We start from the raw sequence: 18,744 nt of genomic DNA on the forward strand, positions 1-18,744 counted from the left end.
CGTAAATTCCTCCCGTAATTCGGTATCGTTAGCTGCCGGCGCTCAGACCGGATAATGGCAGGCCGCCCAATGGTCCGGCGCCACTTGGGTCAGCTCCGGCTGCAACTCCCGGCAGCGTGCCGTTGCCGCCGGGCATCTCGTGTGAAAGCGGCAGCCGGCCGGAGGGTTCGCAGGGGACGGAATCTCCCCTTGTATCGAAATCCATTCGCGCTTGCGGGTCGGATCGGCCGCAGGAATGGAAGAAATCAGCCCCCGGGTGTAGTGATGGGCCGGATGCCGGAACAGCTCCTCGCTCGGCGCGATCTCGACCAGCTTGCCCAAATACATCACGCCGATCCGGTCGGAAATATGCCTGACGATATTGAGCCCGTGCGCGATGAACAAATAGGTCAGATCGAGCCGTCTCTGCAAGTCCTGCATCAGATTGACGATCTGCGCTTGCACCGACACGTCGAGCGCCGAAACCGCCTCGTCGGCGAGAATAAATTGCGGCCGGAGCGCAATCGCCCGGGCGATCCCGATCCGCTGCCGCTGTCCGCCGGAGAACTCATGCGGGTAGCGGTCATGCCAGGCCGGATTGAGCCCCACCGCCTGCAGCAGCTCCTCCGCCCTGCGGCGCTTCTCCGCGCCGCTTATGGACGCCTCGTGCACCCTGAACGGTTCGGCGATGATGTCTCCGACCTTCCAGCGCGGATTGACCGAGCCGTAAGGGTCCTGGAAGATCATCTGCATGTTTCTGCGGGCTTCCTGCAAGCCTGCGGCACGCAGCGCCGACAAATCCGTTCCCTGAAACAGCACGCTTCCTTGGGTCGCCTTCTCCAGCTGCAGCAGGAGGCGTCCCAGCGTCGATTTGCCGCTGCCGGATTCGCCGACGAGGCCGAAGGTTTCGCCTTTGCGGATCGTGAAGGAAACGTCGTCGACGGCGCGGATGTATGCGGCCGGACGACTCAGCAAACTTTTTTTCAGCGGATAATATTTATGCAGTCCCTGCACTTCGAATAGATTGCCGCGCTCCTTCGCTGCCCCGTCGGATGAAAAAGCTTCGGCGGCGGATAACGGCGGCGCGAGTTTTGACTGATTGGTAAAAATTGGATTAACCTTTTCAGCCTCCGATTCGGCCACAGCCCCGGATCGGGACGATACTGCGGTCTCGGGGGCGCCGTCACGCCAAGCGGTCTCTTGCAAAGAGCGGCCTGCCGCCGTCCCATCTTCCCGTGCAGACCCTGCAGCTCCGGCCGCAGCGCCCGAGGCTTGCCAAGCTTCGGACCGGACGAGCTCCTCGGCATGCCAGCAGGCGGATTGTCGACCGTTCACATGGAATAACGGCGGGCTGTCCTTGGCGCACCGGTCCGTCGCATAAGGGCAGCGCGGATGAAACCGGCAGCCTGCCGGCATCTCCGCCAAATTCGGAATCGAGCCCTCGATCGAGAACAGCTTGCCGCTGCGGTCGCTGTCCATCGTCGTAATCGATTGCAGCAGCCCCCGCGTATACGGATGATGCGGCTGCTCGAACAGCTGGTAGACGGTCGCCTGCTCGACGACCGTTCCGGCGTACATCACGATGATGCGGTCCGCCATTTCGGCGGCGATGCCCATATCATGCGTGATCAGCAGGATCGACATGCGAAATTCCTGCTTCAGCTCCTGCAGCAAGTGCAAAATTTGCGCCTGAATCGTCACATCGAGCGCCGTCGTCGGCTCGTCGGCGATCAATAGCTCCGGCCCGCAGGCCAGCGCCATGGCGATCATCGCCCGCTGCAGCATGCCTCCCGACAGTTCATTCGGGTACTGCTTCATGCGCAGCTCCGGCTCCGGTATGCCGACTCTGCCGAGCAGATAAACGGCGCGCCGCCATGCCTCCGCTTTGCCGACCTGCTCATGCTCGAGAATCGATTCGACGATCTGGCTGCCGATCGTGAACACCGGATCGAACGCGGCCATCGGCTCCTGAAACACCATCGCCATCTTTTTGCCCCTTAAGGCTCTAAGCTCCCGCTCCGGCAGCGCGGTCAGATCGACGCCGTCCAGCAGGATGCTGCCGCCGCCGATGCTTCCGTTCTCGAAGTCCACCAGCCGCATCACCGATTTGGAGGTGATCGTCTTGCCGCTTCCCGACTCCCCGACAAGGCATACCGTTTCGCCGGGCTGCATGTGCAAAGTCACATCCGTTATGGCGGTGAGCACGCCCTTGGGCGTCCTAAAGTCGACGGACAAATGCTGAATGTCGAGCAGTTGATTCATGGTGAGCCACCTCCTGTATTATGCTCTGCTTTTCTTCGGGTCCAAGGCGTCCCTCAGCCTGTCGCCGATGAGATTGACGGATAGCACGAATAACGTAATCGCCAGACCGGGAAAGGTGGCGATCCACCAGGCGACGGTCAAATATCCTCTGCCCTGGGAGAGAAGCGCTCCCCAATCGGGAATTTCCTTCAGCACGCCGAGCCCGAGGAAGCTCAGCCCGGAGCCGACGAGAATCGCCGAGCCGAGTCCGATCGTCGCCATGACGAGCAGCGGGGACCAGGCGTTCGGCAGCACATGCCACCAGAACATGCGCAGCGGGGAAGCTCCGATAGAGCGCGAGGCCGTCACGAACGGGCGATGCTTCATACTGAGGATTTGCCCGCGCATCACCCTGGCATAGCCAGGCACCGCCGAGACGGCGACCGCGAAGACGATGTTGAACAGGTGCGGGCCCAAAGCGGCGGCTATAGCCAGCGCGAGCAAAATGCCGGGAATCGTCATCAGCACCTCGATAAACCGCATCAGGATCATATCCGGGACGCCGCCGATATAACCGGATACGGCTCCTATCGTTCCTCCGAGCAAACCGCCGACCAGCACCGAGGCGACGCCGATGAACAGCGAATCCCGGCTGCCGTACACGACGAGACTGAATACGTCTCTTCCGAAATAATCCGTTCCGAGCAGATGCGCCCGGCTCGGCGGCTGCAGGATGCTATCGGCAAACATCTGCGTCGGCGCATAAGGCGCAATCCCTTTCGGGAACAGGGCGCAGGCGAGAATAAACAAGATGACGAGGCCCGCGCCGTATACGAACAGCTCGGAGGCAGCAGCCTTCCTTGCAGGCCTGGATAAGGAGGTCCGCAGCCTCCTCTCCTTCCATACGGTCTTGGCGGATATCACTTCCTTCATAACCGTGTCCCTCCTAAACAAGCTTGGTGGTAAAGTATCGCGTTCCGTTGAACGGTTTTCTAATATGAACGGTGTTCTAATGCGAACGATTTTCTAATGCAAACAGTGCTCCAAGGGGAACGCTGCATTAATGCGAACGCCGCACCCGCGGATCGATAAGCGAATACGAGAGATCGACCAGAAAATTGACCGCGACATACACCAGCGCCGAGAAAAAGACGACCCCCTGCACGACCGGCAAATCTTTGGCCATAATGGCGTCCGCGATGATTCTGCCGATCCCCTGTCTCGAAAATACCGTCTCTACGACAACGGTGCCCGCCATCAAATCGCCGATATGAATGCCGATGATCGTAATGGCCGGAATGAGCGCGTTGCGCAGCGCATGACGGTACATCACCGCCCGCTCCGGCAAGCCCTTGGAACGGAGCGTCACGATGAACGGCTCGCCGATCACCTCGAGCATGCTGTTGCGCACCATGCGCACGATAAAGCCCGCACCGACAATGCCCAAAGTCAGGGACGGGAGGACCAGCGTCGCCAGCCCCTCCGAGCCCATGGCAGGAAACCAGCCGAGTGAAACGGAGAAGATCAGAATCAGCAGAATGCCGGACCAGAATGTCGGCATCGAGATGCCGAACAGTCCCACCAAGCGGGCGACGATATCGATCCACTTGTTGCGGTGGATGGCCGACAACACGCCGAGCAGCACGCCGAGCACGACGGAGATGAGCGTGCTCGCCAGCGTTAGCCCGAGCGTAGCCGGGAAATGAGTCACAATTTTCGGCAGCACGGGATCGCTGTTGATCATCGACCTGCCGAAATCGCCGTGAAGCACCCCGGCGAAATAACGGCCGAACTGCACGTAGAAGGGCTGATCCAGACCAAGCTGATGGCGCAGATTCGCGATCATTTCCGGAGTCGCCGAAGCCGGATCAAGCATCGAAAGAACCGGATCGCCCGGGAGCACGTAGATGATGCAAAATACGAGCACCATCGATCCCGCTACGACCAGCAAAGAGGTAATGAACCGTTCTATCATCGTCTTGGCCATATCCACGGACTCCTTCTATTCGTTATTTCACTACGGTAACGTCGTTAAACAGCGGATATCCGAGCGAATCGAACTTTAAGCCTTTGACGTTTTTGGACGCGGCGACCGTATACGGAAACACATAGATCGGCAGGATGACCGCGTTATCGATCAGGTAATGCTGAACCTTCTTGTAAATATCCTTCCGCTTGCTCGCATCCAGCTCTACGGTGCCCTGCTCCAGCCATTCGTCCAGCTGCGGATCGGATACGCCGGCAATCGTCAATTTGGTCGCTTTCGGGTCCTGCGTATGGTAAAAGTTGCGAAGCGCGTCGGGATCGGAGTTCACCTGACTGTTGCCGTACAGATCGTGAGCGCCGTTCTTGTAGACGACGGTCGCGGTATCCTTCGTAATCTCCACCTCAACGGCGATGCCGACCTGCTTCAATTGCTGCTGGATCATCACCGCGATATCGTTGCGCTTCTCCCGGTTCGGCGATCCGTCCACGTAATGCAGCGTCAGCTTCTTGCCGTCCTTCTCGCGGATGCCGTCCGCCCCCTTCGCCCAGCCCAGCTCGTCGAGCAGCTTATTGGCCTTGGCCAAATCCGGCTTCAGCGTATTTTCCAGCGAAGCGTCATAGCCGAATATTCCCGGCGTCAACGCGGACCAGGCGCGGGGGTACGTGCCGAGGTACAACGTTTTGACAATCGCATCGACGTCGACGGCGTACTGAACGGCCTGCCTTGCCTTCACTTCATTCCACGGAGCCCGTCTCTGGTTAAAGAAGAGCGTGTACGGCAATCCCACCGTATTTACCTGGATGAGCTGGGTTTTCGGATCGCTTTTCAGCGCAAGCACGTTTTGCGGCGGAACCGTCTCGGCGGCCAGCACCTGCCCGCTCTGCACGCTGCCGATTCTCGTCGCTTCCTCCGGCACGATCTTGAACGCAATGGCATCCAAAGACGCCTGCCCTTTATTCTCAACGATTTCCGGCGCCCAACGGTACTCGGGGTTCTTCGCCACTTGAATGTCGGCATTCTCGTTCCATTTCACGAACGTGAACGGGCCGCTTCCGACCGGATGCTTGCCGAATTCGTCGCCGTACTTCTTCGCCGCCGTCGGCGACACGATGCCGAGCAGCGCCTGGCTCAGATTGCCGAGAAAGGCGGCGGACGGCGTCTCCAGATTCAGCTTGATCGTATATTCGTCGATAACCTCCGAGGATTGGTACGGTCTGATCAGCGCCAAGGCGTTGCTCGCCTTCGTCTGCGGATCGATAATGCGGTCGTAATTGAACTTCACCGCCTCGGCGTTAAACGGCGTGCCGTCGTGGAATTTCACGTCTTGGCGCAGCTTGAACGTGTAGCTCTTGCCGTCCGGCGAGACCGTCCATTCGGTGGCAAGCCACGGCTTGATCGTGCCGTCCGGCAGCTGGACGACCAAGCTGTCGTAGATCGTCCGGATTACCCGCACCGCTACGGCCAGACCGCTTCGGTGAGGGTCCAGCGTATCCGGCGAAGTCGCCAGCGCGAAGCTGAGCTCGCCTCCCGGAGCAGCCGCCCCGCCGCTTCCCTGCGCAGCGCCCGCCGAGTTTGCCGACGGGTTCGGGTTCGCCCCTCCCGCGCAGCCGGATAGCACCAGCATAAGGACGGACGCTACAGCGACATATTTTAACCAATGGATTGTTTTCATAATAAGTCCACTCCGCTCTGTCATTATAAAACCCCTTTTACATATCGATTCACTGGGTATTTAAGCCCTAAATTACCGCGCAGCGTATCCGCCTCATACTCCGTTCGGAACAAGCCCCGCTCTTGCAAAATGGGAATGACTTGATCGACAAATTCATGCAGCGCGCCCGGATAAGCTTCGCCGAGAATAAATCCGTCGGCGGCCTCCGCTTCGAACCAGGCTTGAATCCGGTCCGCCACCTGCTCGGCCGTGCCGCTGAACTCGCTCTTCTTCGTCGTCACCCTCAGCGCCGTTTCGCGCAGCGTCAGACCGTTCTCTCTGGCGAGCCGCTTGATCTGCTCCGTCGTCGCCCGGAATTGATTGTCGCCAAGCCCGCCTAAATCCGGGAACGGTTCGTCGAGCGGGTACTGCGCAAAATCGTGATGATCGAAGAAGCGGCCCAGGAAATTGAGCGCATCCTGTATCGTGACCAGGCCTGCGACCTCCCGGTATTTGCGTTCGGCGTCTTCTTCCGTCTCCCCGATGATCGGGTTCAGGCCGGGCAGAATGACGATGTCCTCCGGCGCTTTGCCGTAGGCGGCCGCCCTGTTTTTCACGTCGCGGTAAAAAGCTTGCGCCGCTTCCAGCGACTCGGGATTCGTGTACACGGCATCCGCTTCCTGCGCCGCCAGATCGCGCCCGTCGTCCGACGAACCGGCCTGGAACACGATCGGGCGCCCTTGCCTGGACCGGCCGATATTCAGCGGGCCCTGCACGGAGAAAAACTCGCCCTGATGATCAAGCCGATGCAGTTTATCCGGATCAAAGAACACCCCCGTCTCTTTGTCCCGGACAAAAGCGTCGTCCTCCCAGGAATCCCACAGCCCTTTGGCGACCCGAATGAACTCGGAAGCGATCCGGTACCGTTTCTCATGCGCCGGATGCTCCGCCTTGCTGTAGTTGGCCGCCGAGCCCTCCAGCGGAGAAGTCACCACGTTCCAGCCGGCCCGCCCCCCGCTGATCTGATCGAGCGAAGCGAACTGTCTGGCGACCGTGAACGGCTCGCTGTACGAGGTGGACAGCGTAGCGACCAGCCCGATCCGCGAAGTGACGGCGGCCAGCGCCGATAAGATCGTGACCGGCTCAAACCGGTTCAAGAAGAACGGAATCGACTTCTCGTTAATGTACAGCCCGTCGGGGATAAAGGCGAAGTCCAGCTTGCCCTCCTCGGCTTTTTGGATCAGTTTCGTGTAGTATGCAAAATTGGTGCTTGCGTCGGCCACCGCATCGGGATGTCTCCATCCCGCCATATTGCCTCCCGGCCCTCTTAAACCCGCGCCGAATTGCAGCTTTCTTCCGCCTGCCATATACGCTTCCTCCTTCATGATCCTTAACATATGCCCGTTTCAACTGCCTCCGGCCCCAGAAGAACCCGCCGCTTATTTGGCGACGGTTTCCTTCGCATAGCGGTTCACCGGGAAAGGCAGCCCCAAATTACCGCGCAGCGTATCCGCTTCGTATTCCGTACGGTAAATGCCCCGTTCCTGCAAAATCGGCACGACGTAATCGACGAAATCGTTCAAGCCGTTAGGCACGCTCGAACCGACGATAAACCCGTCCGCTCCCCGTCCTTCGAACCATTCCTGCACGAGATCGGCGACCTGCTCGGGAGTGCCGATAAACTGCGTCTTCGGCGTCGCCTCCCGGATCGCCACCTGACGAAGCGTCAAGCCCTGCTCCTTAGCCTGTCTTTTGATGCGGTCGGTCGTGCTGCGGAAGCTGTTTTGGCCAAGCTCGCCCAGTTCCGGGAACGGCTCGTCGAGCGGATACTGCGTAAAATCGTGATGATCGTAATAACGGCCCAAGTAATCCAGCGCTTTCTCAATCGTCACCAGGTTAGCGATCTCCTCATATTTGCGTTCGGCTTCCTCCGCGGTTTGCCCGATGATCGGACTGATGCCGGGCAAAATGACGATGTCGTCCGGGTTCCGCCCGAGCGAAGCGGCCCGGCCCTTCACATCCTGATAAAACCGCTGCGCGTCGGCAAGCGCAGGATGCCCGGTGAAGATCGCGTCGGCTTCCCGCGCCGCCAAATTTTTCCCGTCCTCCGAAGAGCCCGCCTGGAAAATAACCGGCTGGCCTTGCTTCGATCTGGCGATGTTCAGCGGACCCTGCACGGAGAAAAACTCGCCTTGATGGTCAAGCCGGTGCAGTTTGTTCGGATCGAAAAATACGCCGGACTCTTTATCCCGGATAAATGCATCGTCCTCCCAGGAATCCCACAGCCCCTTGGTCACTTGCAAATATTCCGAGGCAATCCGGTACCGTGTCGGATGGTTCGGATGCTGCTCGATCGTCTTGCTGAAGTTCAGCGCCGAGCCTTCGAGCGGGGAAGTCACCACGTTCCAGCCCGCGCGCCCGTGACTGATATGATCCAGCGACGCGAACTGTCTGGCCACGGTGAACGGCTCGCTGTACGAAGTCGACAAGGTGCCGACCAGCCCGATCCGGGACGTCACGGCGGCGAGCGCCGACAAGATCGTGATCGGCTCGAACCGGTTCAAGAAATGCGGGAGCGATTTCTCGTTAATATATAAGCCGTCGGCGATAAAGACGAGATCGAACTTGCCGGCTTCCGCTTTTTGCGCCTGCTGTTTATAGAAGTCAAAGTTGACGCTGGCGTCGGCAATCGCATCGGGATGTCTCCAGGCTCCCATATTACCGCCTACCCCGTGAATAATCGCTCCGAATTTGATCTTTCTTTGTGCTGTCATCGTAATGCCTCCTCGTAAAATGTGGTTTTGAACGGTTCGCCGGTTCGTCTGAACGGATCTTTCTTGGTTAGGCTCTCGGCCCTATACTTTTATACAGGCTGTTCGGCGAACGCCTCCTGCAGCAGCTCGTAAGCGCGAAGCCGTGCGGCAAAGCCTTTCATCGAGACAACCACGATCAGCTCATCGATGCCGTGCCGCTGCTGCAATTCCTGCAACTGGCGGCGGACGGTATGCTTGGAGCCGTAAATGATCGGGGCGTCCTTCACCTCTACCGTGAATTTCTCATCGGTTTGCCGTCCGTATTCTTCGGCGGCCTCCAGGCTTTTGACATTGATCGTTCGGCCGCTCTCCAGGTGGATCTTGACATGCTTCGAACCGGCCGCCAGCGCCTCGGCTTCCGCATCCGACTCGGTCACGATCGCGGACACCGCCATAAGCGCCTGCGGCTGTTCGCTTCCGCGGGACGTAAACTGCGAGCGGTATTCGAGCAGCGCCTGCTCTGCGATGTGCTCGTCGCCGTTAATGAATCGGGCGAACACATAAGGAACGCCCGATCTTGCCGCCAGCTGCGCGCTGGAGATGCTCGTGCCGAGCAAGTACAGCTCGGGCGGCTTTTGCGGCAGCGGTGCGGCCTTAACCCCGTGCAGCGGATGTCCTTCAGGCAGCCGGTGATGCAAGTACTGCTCCAGCTCCGCCAGCTTCGCCTCCAGCGGCTGGGCGTACTGCCCGCTTCCCTGCTGCAGCGCTTTGGTCGAGCGCGGAAGCCCTCCGGGCGCGCGCCCGATGCCCAGATCGACGCGTCCCGGGGCCAGGGACGATAGCACGTTGAAAGCCACTTTATAAGGGCTGTAATGCTGCAGCATCACCCCGCCGGAGCCGATGCGAATACGCTCGGTATGGGCCAGCAGGTAGGCTATCAGCACTTCCGGAGACGAGCCTGCCAACGCTTCGGAATCGTGATGCTCCGAAACCCAAAACCGGTAATAGCCGAGCTGTTCGGCTTTCTTCGCCAGCTCCACCGTATGGCGGAACGCCTCTTCCGCCGTTTCCCGTTCGCCGATCGGGCTCTGATCCAGGATGCTTAGCTTAAGTCCCACGGCTTGCACCTCCTTAAGAATAAATAACCATATATCCTATTGGTTTTATCGGTTTTGATGTCATGCCTAAAGCTTAGCATCGCCCTTATAGAGCGTCAACGGCCCGGATAATAAGGCTTTTCTATTGTTGAATCGAAACATTTTATCGAAAATATTTTATCGAAGCGCCGACTCCGCCTGAATCGTCCTTCCGATATCTAGAACGGCTGAATAGAACTCCGTGCATTCCCCTTTTAGCGCAATTAGATTCGTCCGCAAAGAAAGGCTGGCCAGAGACGGAACGTCGATCGGAAACAGCCGCCCTTCCTCCCGTTCCTTGGCGACGGAGAGCGACGGCAGGAAGCTGATGCCGACTTGTTTCAGAACCAGCTTCTTCGCGGTTTCCAGATTATCGACATGGAATTCGATATTCGGCGGCTGGTCTAGCGCGTCGAACAGGCGGTGAATCTTCATCCAATCGAGCGAGCCGCATTCAAAAAACACTAACGGCTGGCTGCCGACATCCTCCATCGTCACCTCCTTCATGCCGATAAACGGATGCCCCTCATGAACAAACAGCCGGATCGGATCTTCGCAGAATTTGACCGAGTCGACATGCGGATGCGTCAGGTTGCGCACAAGCCCCAGCTCGATCTCTTTATTGACCAGCTTCTCCATGATCGCCTCGCTGGAAGCGGTAATCAGCTTGATCTGAACATTCGGATATCGGAGTTTCAGCAGCGGCAATATTTCCGGTACGATATAATTGGATACGGACACCGTGCAGCCTATTCTCAGCTCATGCAGCTCCGCTCTCATCTGCTGCAGCTGCTGCTTGCCCTTCTTCATCGCCTGCAATATTTGCTGAGCGTAGGGGAGAAACTGCTTGCCTTTTTCCGTCAGCGTAAAATGCCTTCCCTCCCGTTCGAACAGCTTCGCGTCCAGCTCTCTCTCCAGCGCCTGAATTCGCGCCGATACGGAAGGCTGAGACAGAAACAAAGCGTCGGCCGCTTTATTGAAGCTGTTAAAATGAATGACATACACGAAAGCCTCGATATGATCCAGATTCATTGCTGCGGGCCTCCTATCGTTTTCTATGACCTGATCTTTTTTTGGCAAAAACAAAAAAGACACATCTGCCCCTTCTCTATCGAGGCCTATGTATCTCCAGTCGTTCCGGTGGATACCGATAATTCCTATGTGATTAGTTGTATTTATTTTATGAGCAGTCCATCGTTTTGTCAATGATTTTTACAACTTTCTCCTCTTTTTTCGAAAGCGGCTTATTTACAAAACGGAACCGCCGGTTCGAACAAATCTCGTTTGACTCTTGACGGGCATTATGTTATGTTACTACTAATAGGCATTCCCCCTTATGCAAGGGTGGAATGCCTTACTGCATACAGGGACATTTTACATTAATTGGTTAATCCTTCCTGTGCAGCAAAATATGATCGAGAAGGGTGATAGTATGATTCAAGTCAAGGAATTTATCGATTCGGACAGCAGCTATGCCGAAAGAAAAGCCAACGATTTTTTGGCTACCTTAAAAGAAGAGCAGTTCGTCAGCATCAGCTACGGCACGTTAATCAAAAGCAAGCCCGATAAAAGCGAATACCAACGCAGCACGATTCTGGTCGTGTACAGAACTTCTAATACTGGAGATTAGTTTGAATGAATCGTGATGCCCGTCGCAATGACAGCTCCAACAACAACGAGAACTTGTTCCGAATTCTCTTCTTGGCCGTATCGGTCCTATCCTCTGTCGCCTTGGCCGTATTGGTCGTCATATGGATTGTCTGGTAGCCCACAGAGGCGTGCACAACCCGCCGGAAGGTTCGTTCGTCTCGACCGAACAATCCGAGCTCGGGTCTCGCTGCTCAATGGAAGCGCATTCACTATAAGATGCAGAAAACGAGGAAACGTCCGTCCCCGCCGTATAAAGCGCGCAAGACGGCCGTTTCCTTCTCCAACTATTCCTCGCCCATAGCCCCAAGTAAAACCGCTTCTTGGCGGCGGTTATCGGCTGTATCTTCTCAGTTGACATGTTCTCCACTCATCCACCGCGCCTCTTAACCGAATCTTCTGCGGTAACCGCATTTTCTGCACAGCTCTTCGACGACTTCTCTTCGGGAAAACCCGTCATACAGCTTGGTCGCCCGCTCGCCCGCAATAATTTCCGCGAACGGCTTGTCGTGAACGTTGCCCAAATTAATGACGCCCTCTCCGTCCAGACAGCACGGCACGACCGTACCGTTCGATAAAATCGCCGCCTGGTTGCGCAGGCCGTGGCAAAAGCCCTTGCCCTCATCTTCCTCTTCCTTCAGATCGGGCCATTGAAACTCATGATCCTGGTTAATGTAAATACGATCGGCAATTTTGGTGCCGCTGCCCCGCACGACTTTCTCTTCGATCCGGTAATCAAGGCCGAATTCCCGTTCGATCATCGATAGCATTTCCCTGTTCCGCTGTCTTTCCGCATTCGTCGTATTATCCGGATCGAGATTCCACAGCCGCAGCGAGATGGTCACATTATTTTTTTCCGAAGCCTCTTTGGCAAAAGACAGCACGTTGGCGACATAACCTTCCCGGTCCTTTGAACCGACATGGCCGTCGAAGCTGTGCAGCGAGATGTTGACCTGACGCAGCGCCGGCTTCATCAAGATTTTGTGCCGCACCTTCGGCAGCAGCGTTCCGTTCGTCGTCAGGTTCACTTTGAACCCCCGCTCATGGCTTAAGTCGAGCAGCTCGTCGATTTTGGGATGAAGCAGCGGCTCGCCCTTCACATGGAAATAAATGTAATCGGTGAACGGCTTCACCTGATCGAGAATATGCGTAAACGCGTCGATCTCGATAAAATTCGCCTGACGCTTGGTCGGCGGGCAGAAGGTGCAGGCCAAATTGCACACACTCGTAATTTCAACATAAAACTTTTTAAATTTTCTCATTCGGCTTCCTTCTTCTATGTGCTGTAATCGATATTTATATTCTACCATCCTACACTAGGAAGCGCACCTGCCGCCATTCTTTTTTATGGCAAAAAAAGCCGCAGCAGCGAAGAATCGAAGGTTTCGTTTCTTCGGCCGCAGCAGCCGGGGCCAAAACAAACTATAGATACTTCCGCTGAAAAGCGGCGATTTCCGCGTATTCCTCTTTCATCAGCCGGGAAATTCGCACATAGATGCGGCTCAAATCCCGATAGATCGGGACGTAATCCTGATTCGGAGCATGATGATGCGACGCCCCGACCATCCGGGAGACGACATGCAGCGAGTCGACTTTGCCGAGCGCGTACAAGCCGAGGATCGCGGCGCCGAGACAAGAGCTCTCCACGCTCTCGGGGACGTAGACCTCCTGGTCGAATATGTCCGCCATCATCTGGCGCCACAGCTCCGAGCGGGCAAAGCCGCCTGTCGCTTGAATTTTGCTCGGCTGGCCGATCAGCTCCTGCAACGCCATGAACACGGTGTACAGATTGAAAATAACCCCTTCCAGCACGGCGCGGATCATATGCTCTTTCTTATGATGGAGGCCGAGTCCGAAAAACGAGCCGCGGGCGTTGGCATCCCATAACGGAGCCCGCTCGCCCGTAAAGTACGGATGGAAGATCAGGCCGCCTGCTCCGGGCTTCACCCGGGAGGCGATTTCGGTCAAAATATCGTAAGGGTCCCGCCCCAGGCGGCCCGCCGTCTCCATCTCCGCGGCGCACAGCTGATCCCGCACCCAGCGGAAGATCATCCCGCCGTTATTGACGGGACCGCCGATTACCCAATGCCGCTCCGTCAGCGCGTAGCAGAAGATGCGCCCCTTGGGATCGGTCACCGGGCGGTCCGTTACTGTGCGGATCGCTCCGCTCGTCCCGATGGTGACGGCTACCGTTCCCGGATCGATCGCGTTGACGCCGAGATTGGACAGTACGCCGTCGCTTGCGCCTACGACGAAGGGAACCGACTCCGGCAGGTTCATCTGCTTGGCCCATGCCGGGTCCAAGCCGGTCATCGCGCGCGTGGTCGGCACAGGCTCGGATAGTTTGTCCGCGGTGACGCCGGCTACTTGCAGCGCCTCCTCGTCCCAGGTCAGCCGCTCCAGATGGAACAGGCCGGTGGCCGAGGCGATGGAATAATCGATCACGTACCGCTTGAACAGCTTATAGAAGACGTACTCCTTGATCGAAATGAACTTATGCGCCTTGGCGAACAGCTCCTGCTCCTCGTGGCGCAGCCAAGTCAGCTTGCTGAGCGGCGACATCGGGTGCAGCGGCGTACCCGTACGCAAGTACAACTGGTGGCCGTTCATCTCCTCGCGAATTCGTTCCGTCCAGCGGGCGCTGCGGTTGTCGGCCCATGTCATGCAAGCCGTCAGCGGCTGTCCTTGCGCGTCGACCGCAATCAGACTATGCATCGCCGAGCTGAACGACACGCACACCACATCGCTCGGATCGACGCCGCTATCTGAGACAACCTGCTTGATCGTGCCGACGACGCCGGCGAAGATCTGTTCCGGGTCCTGCTCGGTGACCCCCGGCTTCGGCGAGAACAGCGGGTATTCCATGCCGCAGCTGGCGACGAGCTTGCCCGACGTATGAAACAATACGGACTTGGTGCTCGTCGTTCCGATGTCCACGCCGATTACAAAGTTGCCGCTCATGATTTCACCCTCCTTAAGCCTGATCTGCACCCCTTCATGAGGTAATCCCCTCATGGCCGCCGAACTCGTTGCGCATGTCGGTACCCTTACCCTTCGATAACCATTTATGAATAACATCGCAGCGGCGCGTTCCGGGCCCCCAAGCTTCACCCTTTACTTTGCCCAAATTATGACTACTTACCCATATTTTCATACCGGCTAACCTGAAAAGCTGGCAGCCTCTTCGCTCGTTATTCACCAGGCTTCTCAGGCCACGATGTGCCTGCGGCTAAGTCCTTGTCTAAACCCATACGTTTGAGCGTGGGGGTGGAAATTGGGTATGGGGTTCCAACCGCTGTTGAAATTCGTGACATTTGAATTGGACTTCCTCCGCGAGTCTCACAGGCAAACCCGAAATTTTATGAATTCTTAATAGCAAAAAGCTGCCTCTCAAGCAGGCGAATGCCCGCTTAAAAAGCAGCCTGAATACAGCTTACAGCCAAACTATCAGCGCCAGCAGCAATACTGACGACGCCAGCACCGCGTAGTCCCGCAGAGCAAAGCGGTAGAGGCGGATCGGCGTCCGGCCTTCGTCGCCCGTATAGCAGCGGGATTCCATCGCCGTCGCCAGATCTTTGGCCCTCACGATGGCCAGAACGAACAGCGGCACGAGCATCGGCAGGACGCCGCGAAGCCGGGTCAGCACGCCTTTGCGGTGAAATCCGCCTCCGCGGGCGGTCTGCGCCTTGCGGATTTTATCGAACTCCTCCAGCAGCAGCGGCAGAAACCGCAGTGCGATAGAGAACATCATGACGGCTTCATGAACGGGCACCTTCCATTTTTTCAGCCCGCTTAACAAGAGCTCCAGCCCTTCCGCCAAAATAATGGGCGATGTCGTTCTTACGACAAGCGACAGGACGATCACGATACCGAGGATTTGCTCGCACATCAATATCCCCTTGACGGCTCCTTCATACGAAAACTGCAGGTAGCCCCACCGAATGATTCGCTCGCCCGGCACCGAAAGCAGCATGGCTTGGTACACCATCGTCGAAGCAAAAAACAGCAGCAGAGAAAGCGCCGTCACAGCCAGCACCCGCCACGATAATTTGGCTACTCCCCACAGGACGACCAGCAGGACGATCTGAAGGCTCTTCATCCCCAAATGATGGGATGCGAGCAGACCGATGGTGAACAGAAGCGCGGCGACGATCTTCATTCGCGGGTCCCATCGTTCCAGCCAGGAATCCTTCCTCTGATAAATCAAATAGCTTGCTGCGGCCATGGTATCCCCTCGCTGTCCGATTTCATTTTGCGCTGAACAAGCTCCAGAAGCATCGGTGCGACTTCGCTGACGCTCCACGGGCGCGGAAGCGCGATCCCGTGAGCTTCCAGCACCAGCCGGCGCAGCGCCAGAGCGGCCGGCTGCTCCCAGCCCATCGCATCCAATACAGCCGTATCGGATAGCAGCGCCTCCGGCGCGCCTTCCGCAATGAAGCTGCCGTCCTTCAAAATCAGCATACGGGAGGCGTGCTCCAGCATCTCCTCGAGCTGATGGCTGACCCACAGAATCGTCGTGCCCCGCTCCGTGTTGAGCCGATGGAGCATCTCGAAGAGCCCGGTTCTCGACGGATAATCGAGACCTGCGGTCGGCTCGTCGAGAATGATGAGTTCCGGCTCCAGCACGATCACGCCCGCAATCGCAACGCGACGCTTCTCGCCGCCGCTGAGCTCGAAAGGACTTCTGGCGGCAAACGTATCGTAATCAAGCCCCACCGCCTCCATCGCCCGGCGAACCTTCTCGTCTTTCTGCTCAGGCGTAAACCCGCCGTAACGCAGACCGAACGCCACATCCTCCGCTACCGTAACGGAGAACAGCTGATGCTCGGGGTATTGAAAAATAAAACCGATCCGATCAAAAAGCTCCGGCCGCTTGGCCGCATACGGATCGATTCCGTCGATCCGTACGCTGCCGAAGCTGGGCTTCAAGAAGCCCTTCAGCAGCTGCATAAACGTCGATTTGCCCGAACCGGATTTCCCGGCGACCGCCAGCATTTCTCCGCTCCGAATCGTTACGTTGACATGATCCAGCACAAGGGGAAGCTCCGTAACCTTCGTATTTTTGCGTCGCTTCTTATAAGAGAAAGAAACTTCTGCCAGCTCGATATTCACAGCCATCTCCTCCATTCTTCCAAGTCGGGAGAAGCCGAGAGAGGGATGCCCGCCTTGCGCAGAGACAGGGCGAGACGCCGCCCGAACGGCAGCTCCAGACCGCAAGCCTCCAGCAGCTCGCCCTCCTGCAGCAGCTGTTCGGGTGTGCCGATCGCACGGATTCGGCCCTTCTCAAACAAAACCAGCCTGTCGGCGTTCACTACTTCTTCCAAATGATGCGTAATATAAATGACCGCAAACGGCTGCTCCCGGCGCGCCGCATGCAGGATGTCGACGAACTGCTTTCTGGCGATAGGATCGAGCATTGAGGTCGATTCGTCCAGAATCAAGTAGCGGGGAGAGAGCGCCAGTACGGAGGCCAGCGCCAGCTTCTGCTTCTCGCCGCCCGACAAATGCGCAACGAGCCGATCCTCGTCCACCGGCAAGTCAACCAGCTGAAGCGCCCATTTCGTGCGCGCGCTGAGGTCATGCTGCGGCCAGCCGATGTTGGACAGACCGAAGGCGATATCCTCTCCGACCGTCACGCCGACCTGCTGATTTTCCGGATTTTGAAATACGATCTGCACGGTGCGGCGAATCGCCGCGATCGCCGCCGGGTCGGCTGTGCTCAGGCCGTCGACCGTGACGATTCCTTCCGTCGGCCACTCGATCCCGTTTAGCAGTCTGGACAAGGAAGATTTGCCGGAGCCGTTAGGCCCGAGCAGCGCGACGAATTCGTTCGGAGCGATATCGAGATCGACGTCCCGCAGAGCCCATTCATTCGTCCCCGCCCCGGTGTAAGAAAAAGAAACGCTTTGAATCGATATCATCGGTATGCGCGCTCCCTTCTTACCCGTTCGATACGGCCGTGCTCTGCGACGACGGATCGCTGCCGCCGGTCTTGCCGGCCGCTGTCGGCCCGAATACGCTTTTCGAATCATGGGGATCGAAGATTCCGTCTTCCGTGTTCGGGATTTGCCAGAAAAAATCGATATGCACGCCTGCTTCCGATGCGAGTTCCATCAGATCCCGCATAAATACGCCTTTGCCAGGATCGCATGAAGGACTGCCGGAAATGCCGAGTCCCCCGACGATCTCGTAGCCGTGATCCTGATACACCTTCAGCTGCTCGATGACCGGAGCGAGGATACGCCGGTTATGTGCGTGAAACTCCGGCGTATCGTATTGCTCCACGGTCATCGGCGGACGTTCCGGCCCAAGGAAAGTAAACTCGGGGCACGGCAGCTGTACGATCCCGTACCCTTGCTCATCGGACCACTCTACGGCCGCCCGCATCACTCCCGGGCTTCTCGCCTCATGGGCTACGACGGCATTTTGATTCAGCACGCAATGGGACGTTACGATCATTTTTTTACTTCGCTTCATGGGACACCTCCCGCTTCGGCAAGGACGGTTCGGAACGCCGGATCAGCGATTGCGGAATGCCTTTGATAATGTAATAAACGAGAATCGCGGACAAAATTTTATCGATCAAGTTATCGAACAATCGCGGCAGGAAAGCGGCGGCGAACAAGCTCGATCCCGCCTGCTTCAGCCACAGCACCGCAATATCCTGAGCTCCGCCGGTCAAGCCTCCGAAGACGCCGATCGCAATGACGCTCCCTACGGCCGGGCACACGATGCCGAGAATCACACCGGCAATAATCGAGGAAGAGAGCGTGTAGCCCCGCTTCACGGAAATCCAGCCGACGACCAGACCGACGATGGCATTCACCAGAGCGAACGGAATCGATGTATAAGTTTTCGTTACGCCGAGCACCAGATTGGTCAGAATGCCGACCAGCACTCCCCACAACGGGCCGAACAATGCGGACATAAAAATCGTTCCTACCGTATCCAGAAACAAAAATGGAATTTTCAAGCTTCCGACAACCGTGCCCGCAATCACATTGATGGCGACCGCCAAAGCTCCTAAAGTAATGATCATTGTTTTTTGGTTTCTCATGCCAAACTACCTCCGAGGATTCAAGAATAAAAACAAGACTTTCTTAACAGAAAGATCGCGCTTTATAAGCGAATCCGAATTCCCCCTTTGTACATAAACGAGGCAACATATTGGCGCCTTACGAATGTTCCCTACCGACGAATATAATTCCAAGTAAAGTTATAGTATAACTTGAAATTCATTGTAGTCGTTTTTGCCTATTAGTCAATAGCCGAATCGTGAAATCGGACATTTTGTCAAGAAGAAAAAAAGAACGCCGCTCCCCCCAGCTAAGCGGTAAGGAGAGCGATGTT

At 57.1% G+C, this 18,744-nt stretch carries 17 protein-coding genes; 2 read left to right on the forward strand and 15 right to left on the reverse strand.

Annotated elements, in window-relative coordinates; all coding sequences use genetic code 11:
• Positions 1-42 precede the first annotated feature (42 nt).
• The 8 genes from SK3146_RS07280 to SK3146_RS07315 all read right to left on the reverse strand — a co-directional run bounded on the left by SK3146_RS07280 (position 43) and on the right by SK3146_RS07315 (position 10,779).
• Positions 43-2,241 (reverse strand): ABC transporter ATP-binding protein, encoded by a 2,199-nt coding sequence (locus SK3146_RS07280; protein ID WP_249864452.1) that lies wholly within the window; start codon positions 2,239-2,241, stop codon positions 43-45.
• Between the two features lie 18 nt (positions 2,242-2,259).
• On the reverse strand, positions 2,260-3,153 hold the full coding sequence (locus SK3146_RS07285) for an ABC transporter permease (RefSeq protein WP_249864453.1): 894 nt from the start codon (positions 3,151-3,153) through the stop codon (positions 2,260-2,262).
• Between the two features lie 127 nt (positions 3,154-3,280).
• Positions 3,281-4,207 carry an ABC transporter permease gene (locus SK3146_RS07290; RefSeq protein ID WP_249864454.1) on the reverse strand — a complete coding sequence of 309 codons (927 nt, stop codon included), beginning with the start codon at positions 4,205-4,207 and terminating at the stop codon, positions 3,281-3,283.
• A gap of 22 nt (positions 4,208-4,229) precedes the next feature.
• Complete coding sequence (locus SK3146_RS07295) at positions 4,230-5,879, reverse strand: ABC transporter substrate-binding protein (RefSeq protein WP_249864455.1); 1,650 nt, start codon at positions 5,877-5,879, stop codon at positions 4,230-4,232.
• A 23-nt stretch (positions 5,880-5,902) separates the two neighbouring features.
• Positions 5,903-7,225 (reverse strand): LLM class flavin-dependent oxidoreductase, encoded by a 1,323-nt coding sequence (locus SK3146_RS07300; RefSeq protein WP_249864456.1) that lies wholly within the window; start codon positions 7,223-7,225, stop codon positions 5,903-5,905.
• Positions 7,226-7,297: 72 nt separating this feature from the next.
• Positions 7,298-8,632, reverse strand: coding sequence for an LLM class flavin-dependent oxidoreductase (locus SK3146_RS07305; protein ID WP_249864457.1), 1,335 nt, complete (start codon positions 8,630-8,632; stop codon positions 7,298-7,300).
• 89 nt (positions 8,633-8,721) lie between these two features.
• Positions 8,722-9,729 (reverse strand): LLM class flavin-dependent oxidoreductase, encoded by a 1,008-nt coding sequence (locus tag SK3146_RS07310; RefSeq protein WP_249864458.1) that lies wholly within the window; start codon positions 9,727-9,729, stop codon positions 8,722-8,724.
• A gap of 156 nt (positions 9,730-9,885) precedes the next feature.
• On the reverse strand, positions 9,886-10,779 hold the full coding sequence (locus SK3146_RS07315) for a LysR family transcriptional regulator (RefSeq protein ID WP_249864459.1): 894 nt from the start codon (positions 10,777-10,779) through the stop codon (positions 9,886-9,888).
• Positions 10,780-11,179: 400 nt separating this feature from the next.
• Between SK3146_RS07315 and SK3146_RS07320 the strand changes: the two genes are divergently transcribed.
• Positions 11,180-11,377, forward strand: coding sequence for a sporulation protein Cse60 (locus tag SK3146_RS07320; RefSeq protein WP_249864460.1), 198 nt, complete (start codon positions 11,180-11,182; stop codon positions 11,375-11,377).
• Positions 11,378-11,382: 5 nt separating this feature from the next.
• Complete coding sequence (locus SK3146_RS34990; RefSeq protein WP_259619081.1) at positions 11,383-11,514, forward strand: hypothetical protein; 132 nt, start codon at positions 11,383-11,385, stop codon at positions 11,512-11,514.
• A 266-nt stretch (positions 11,515-11,780) separates the two neighbouring features.
• Here the strand turns inward: SK3146_RS34990 and SK3146_RS07325 are convergent, their stop codons facing one another.
• The 7 genes from SK3146_RS07325 to SK3146_RS07355 form a co-directional block, all read right to left on the reverse strand.
• Entirely contained in the window at positions 11,781-12,656 is an 876-nt protein-coding gene (locus tag SK3146_RS07325) for a radical SAM/SPASM domain-containing protein (RefSeq protein ID WP_249864461.1), read from the reverse strand.
• Positions 12,657-12,816: 160 nt separating this feature from the next.
• Entirely contained in the window at positions 12,817-14,355 is a 1,539-nt protein-coding gene (gntK, locus tag SK3146_RS07330) for a gluconokinase (RefSeq protein ID WP_434006864.1), read from the reverse strand.
• A 472-nt stretch (positions 14,356-14,827) separates the two neighbouring features.
• Positions 14,828-15,619 (reverse strand): energy-coupling factor transporter transmembrane component T family protein, encoded by a 792-nt coding sequence (locus SK3146_RS07335; protein WP_249864462.1) that lies wholly within the window; start codon positions 15,617-15,619, stop codon positions 14,828-14,830.
• Positions 15,598-16,506: an ATP-binding cassette domain-containing protein gene (locus tag SK3146_RS07340; protein WP_249864463.1), complete on the reverse strand. Its 909-nt coding sequence runs from the start codon at positions 16,504-16,506 to the stop codon at positions 15,598-15,600. The genes SK3146_RS07335 and SK3146_RS07340 overlap by 22 nt, the downstream gene beginning before the upstream one ends.
• Positions 16,503-17,315: an ATP-binding cassette domain-containing protein gene (locus SK3146_RS07345; RefSeq protein WP_249864464.1), complete on the reverse strand. Its 813-nt coding sequence runs from the start codon at positions 17,313-17,315 to the stop codon at positions 16,503-16,505. The genes SK3146_RS07340 and SK3146_RS07345 overlap by 4 nt, the downstream gene beginning before the upstream one ends.
• Before the next feature lie 19 nt (positions 17,316-17,334).
• Positions 17,335-17,871, reverse strand: coding sequence for a CD3072 family TudS-related putative desulfidase (locus SK3146_RS07350; RefSeq protein WP_249864465.1), 537 nt, complete (start codon positions 17,869-17,871; stop codon positions 17,335-17,337).
• The gene (locus SK3146_RS07355) at positions 17,858-18,451 is read right to left on the reverse strand and encodes a CD3073 family putative ECF transporter S component (protein WP_249864466.1); all 594 of its coding nucleotides are present in this window, start codon (positions 18,449-18,451) and stop codon (positions 17,858-17,860) included. The genes SK3146_RS07350 and SK3146_RS07355 overlap by 14 nt, the downstream gene beginning before the upstream one ends.
• Positions 18,452-18,744 lie beyond the last annotated feature (293 nt).

Source organism: Paenibacillus konkukensis, assembly GCF_023523925.1.
In the GTDB taxonomy this organism is placed as follows: domain Bacteria; phylum Bacillota; class Bacilli; order Paenibacillales; family NBRC-103111; genus Paenibacillus_S; species Paenibacillus_S doosanensis.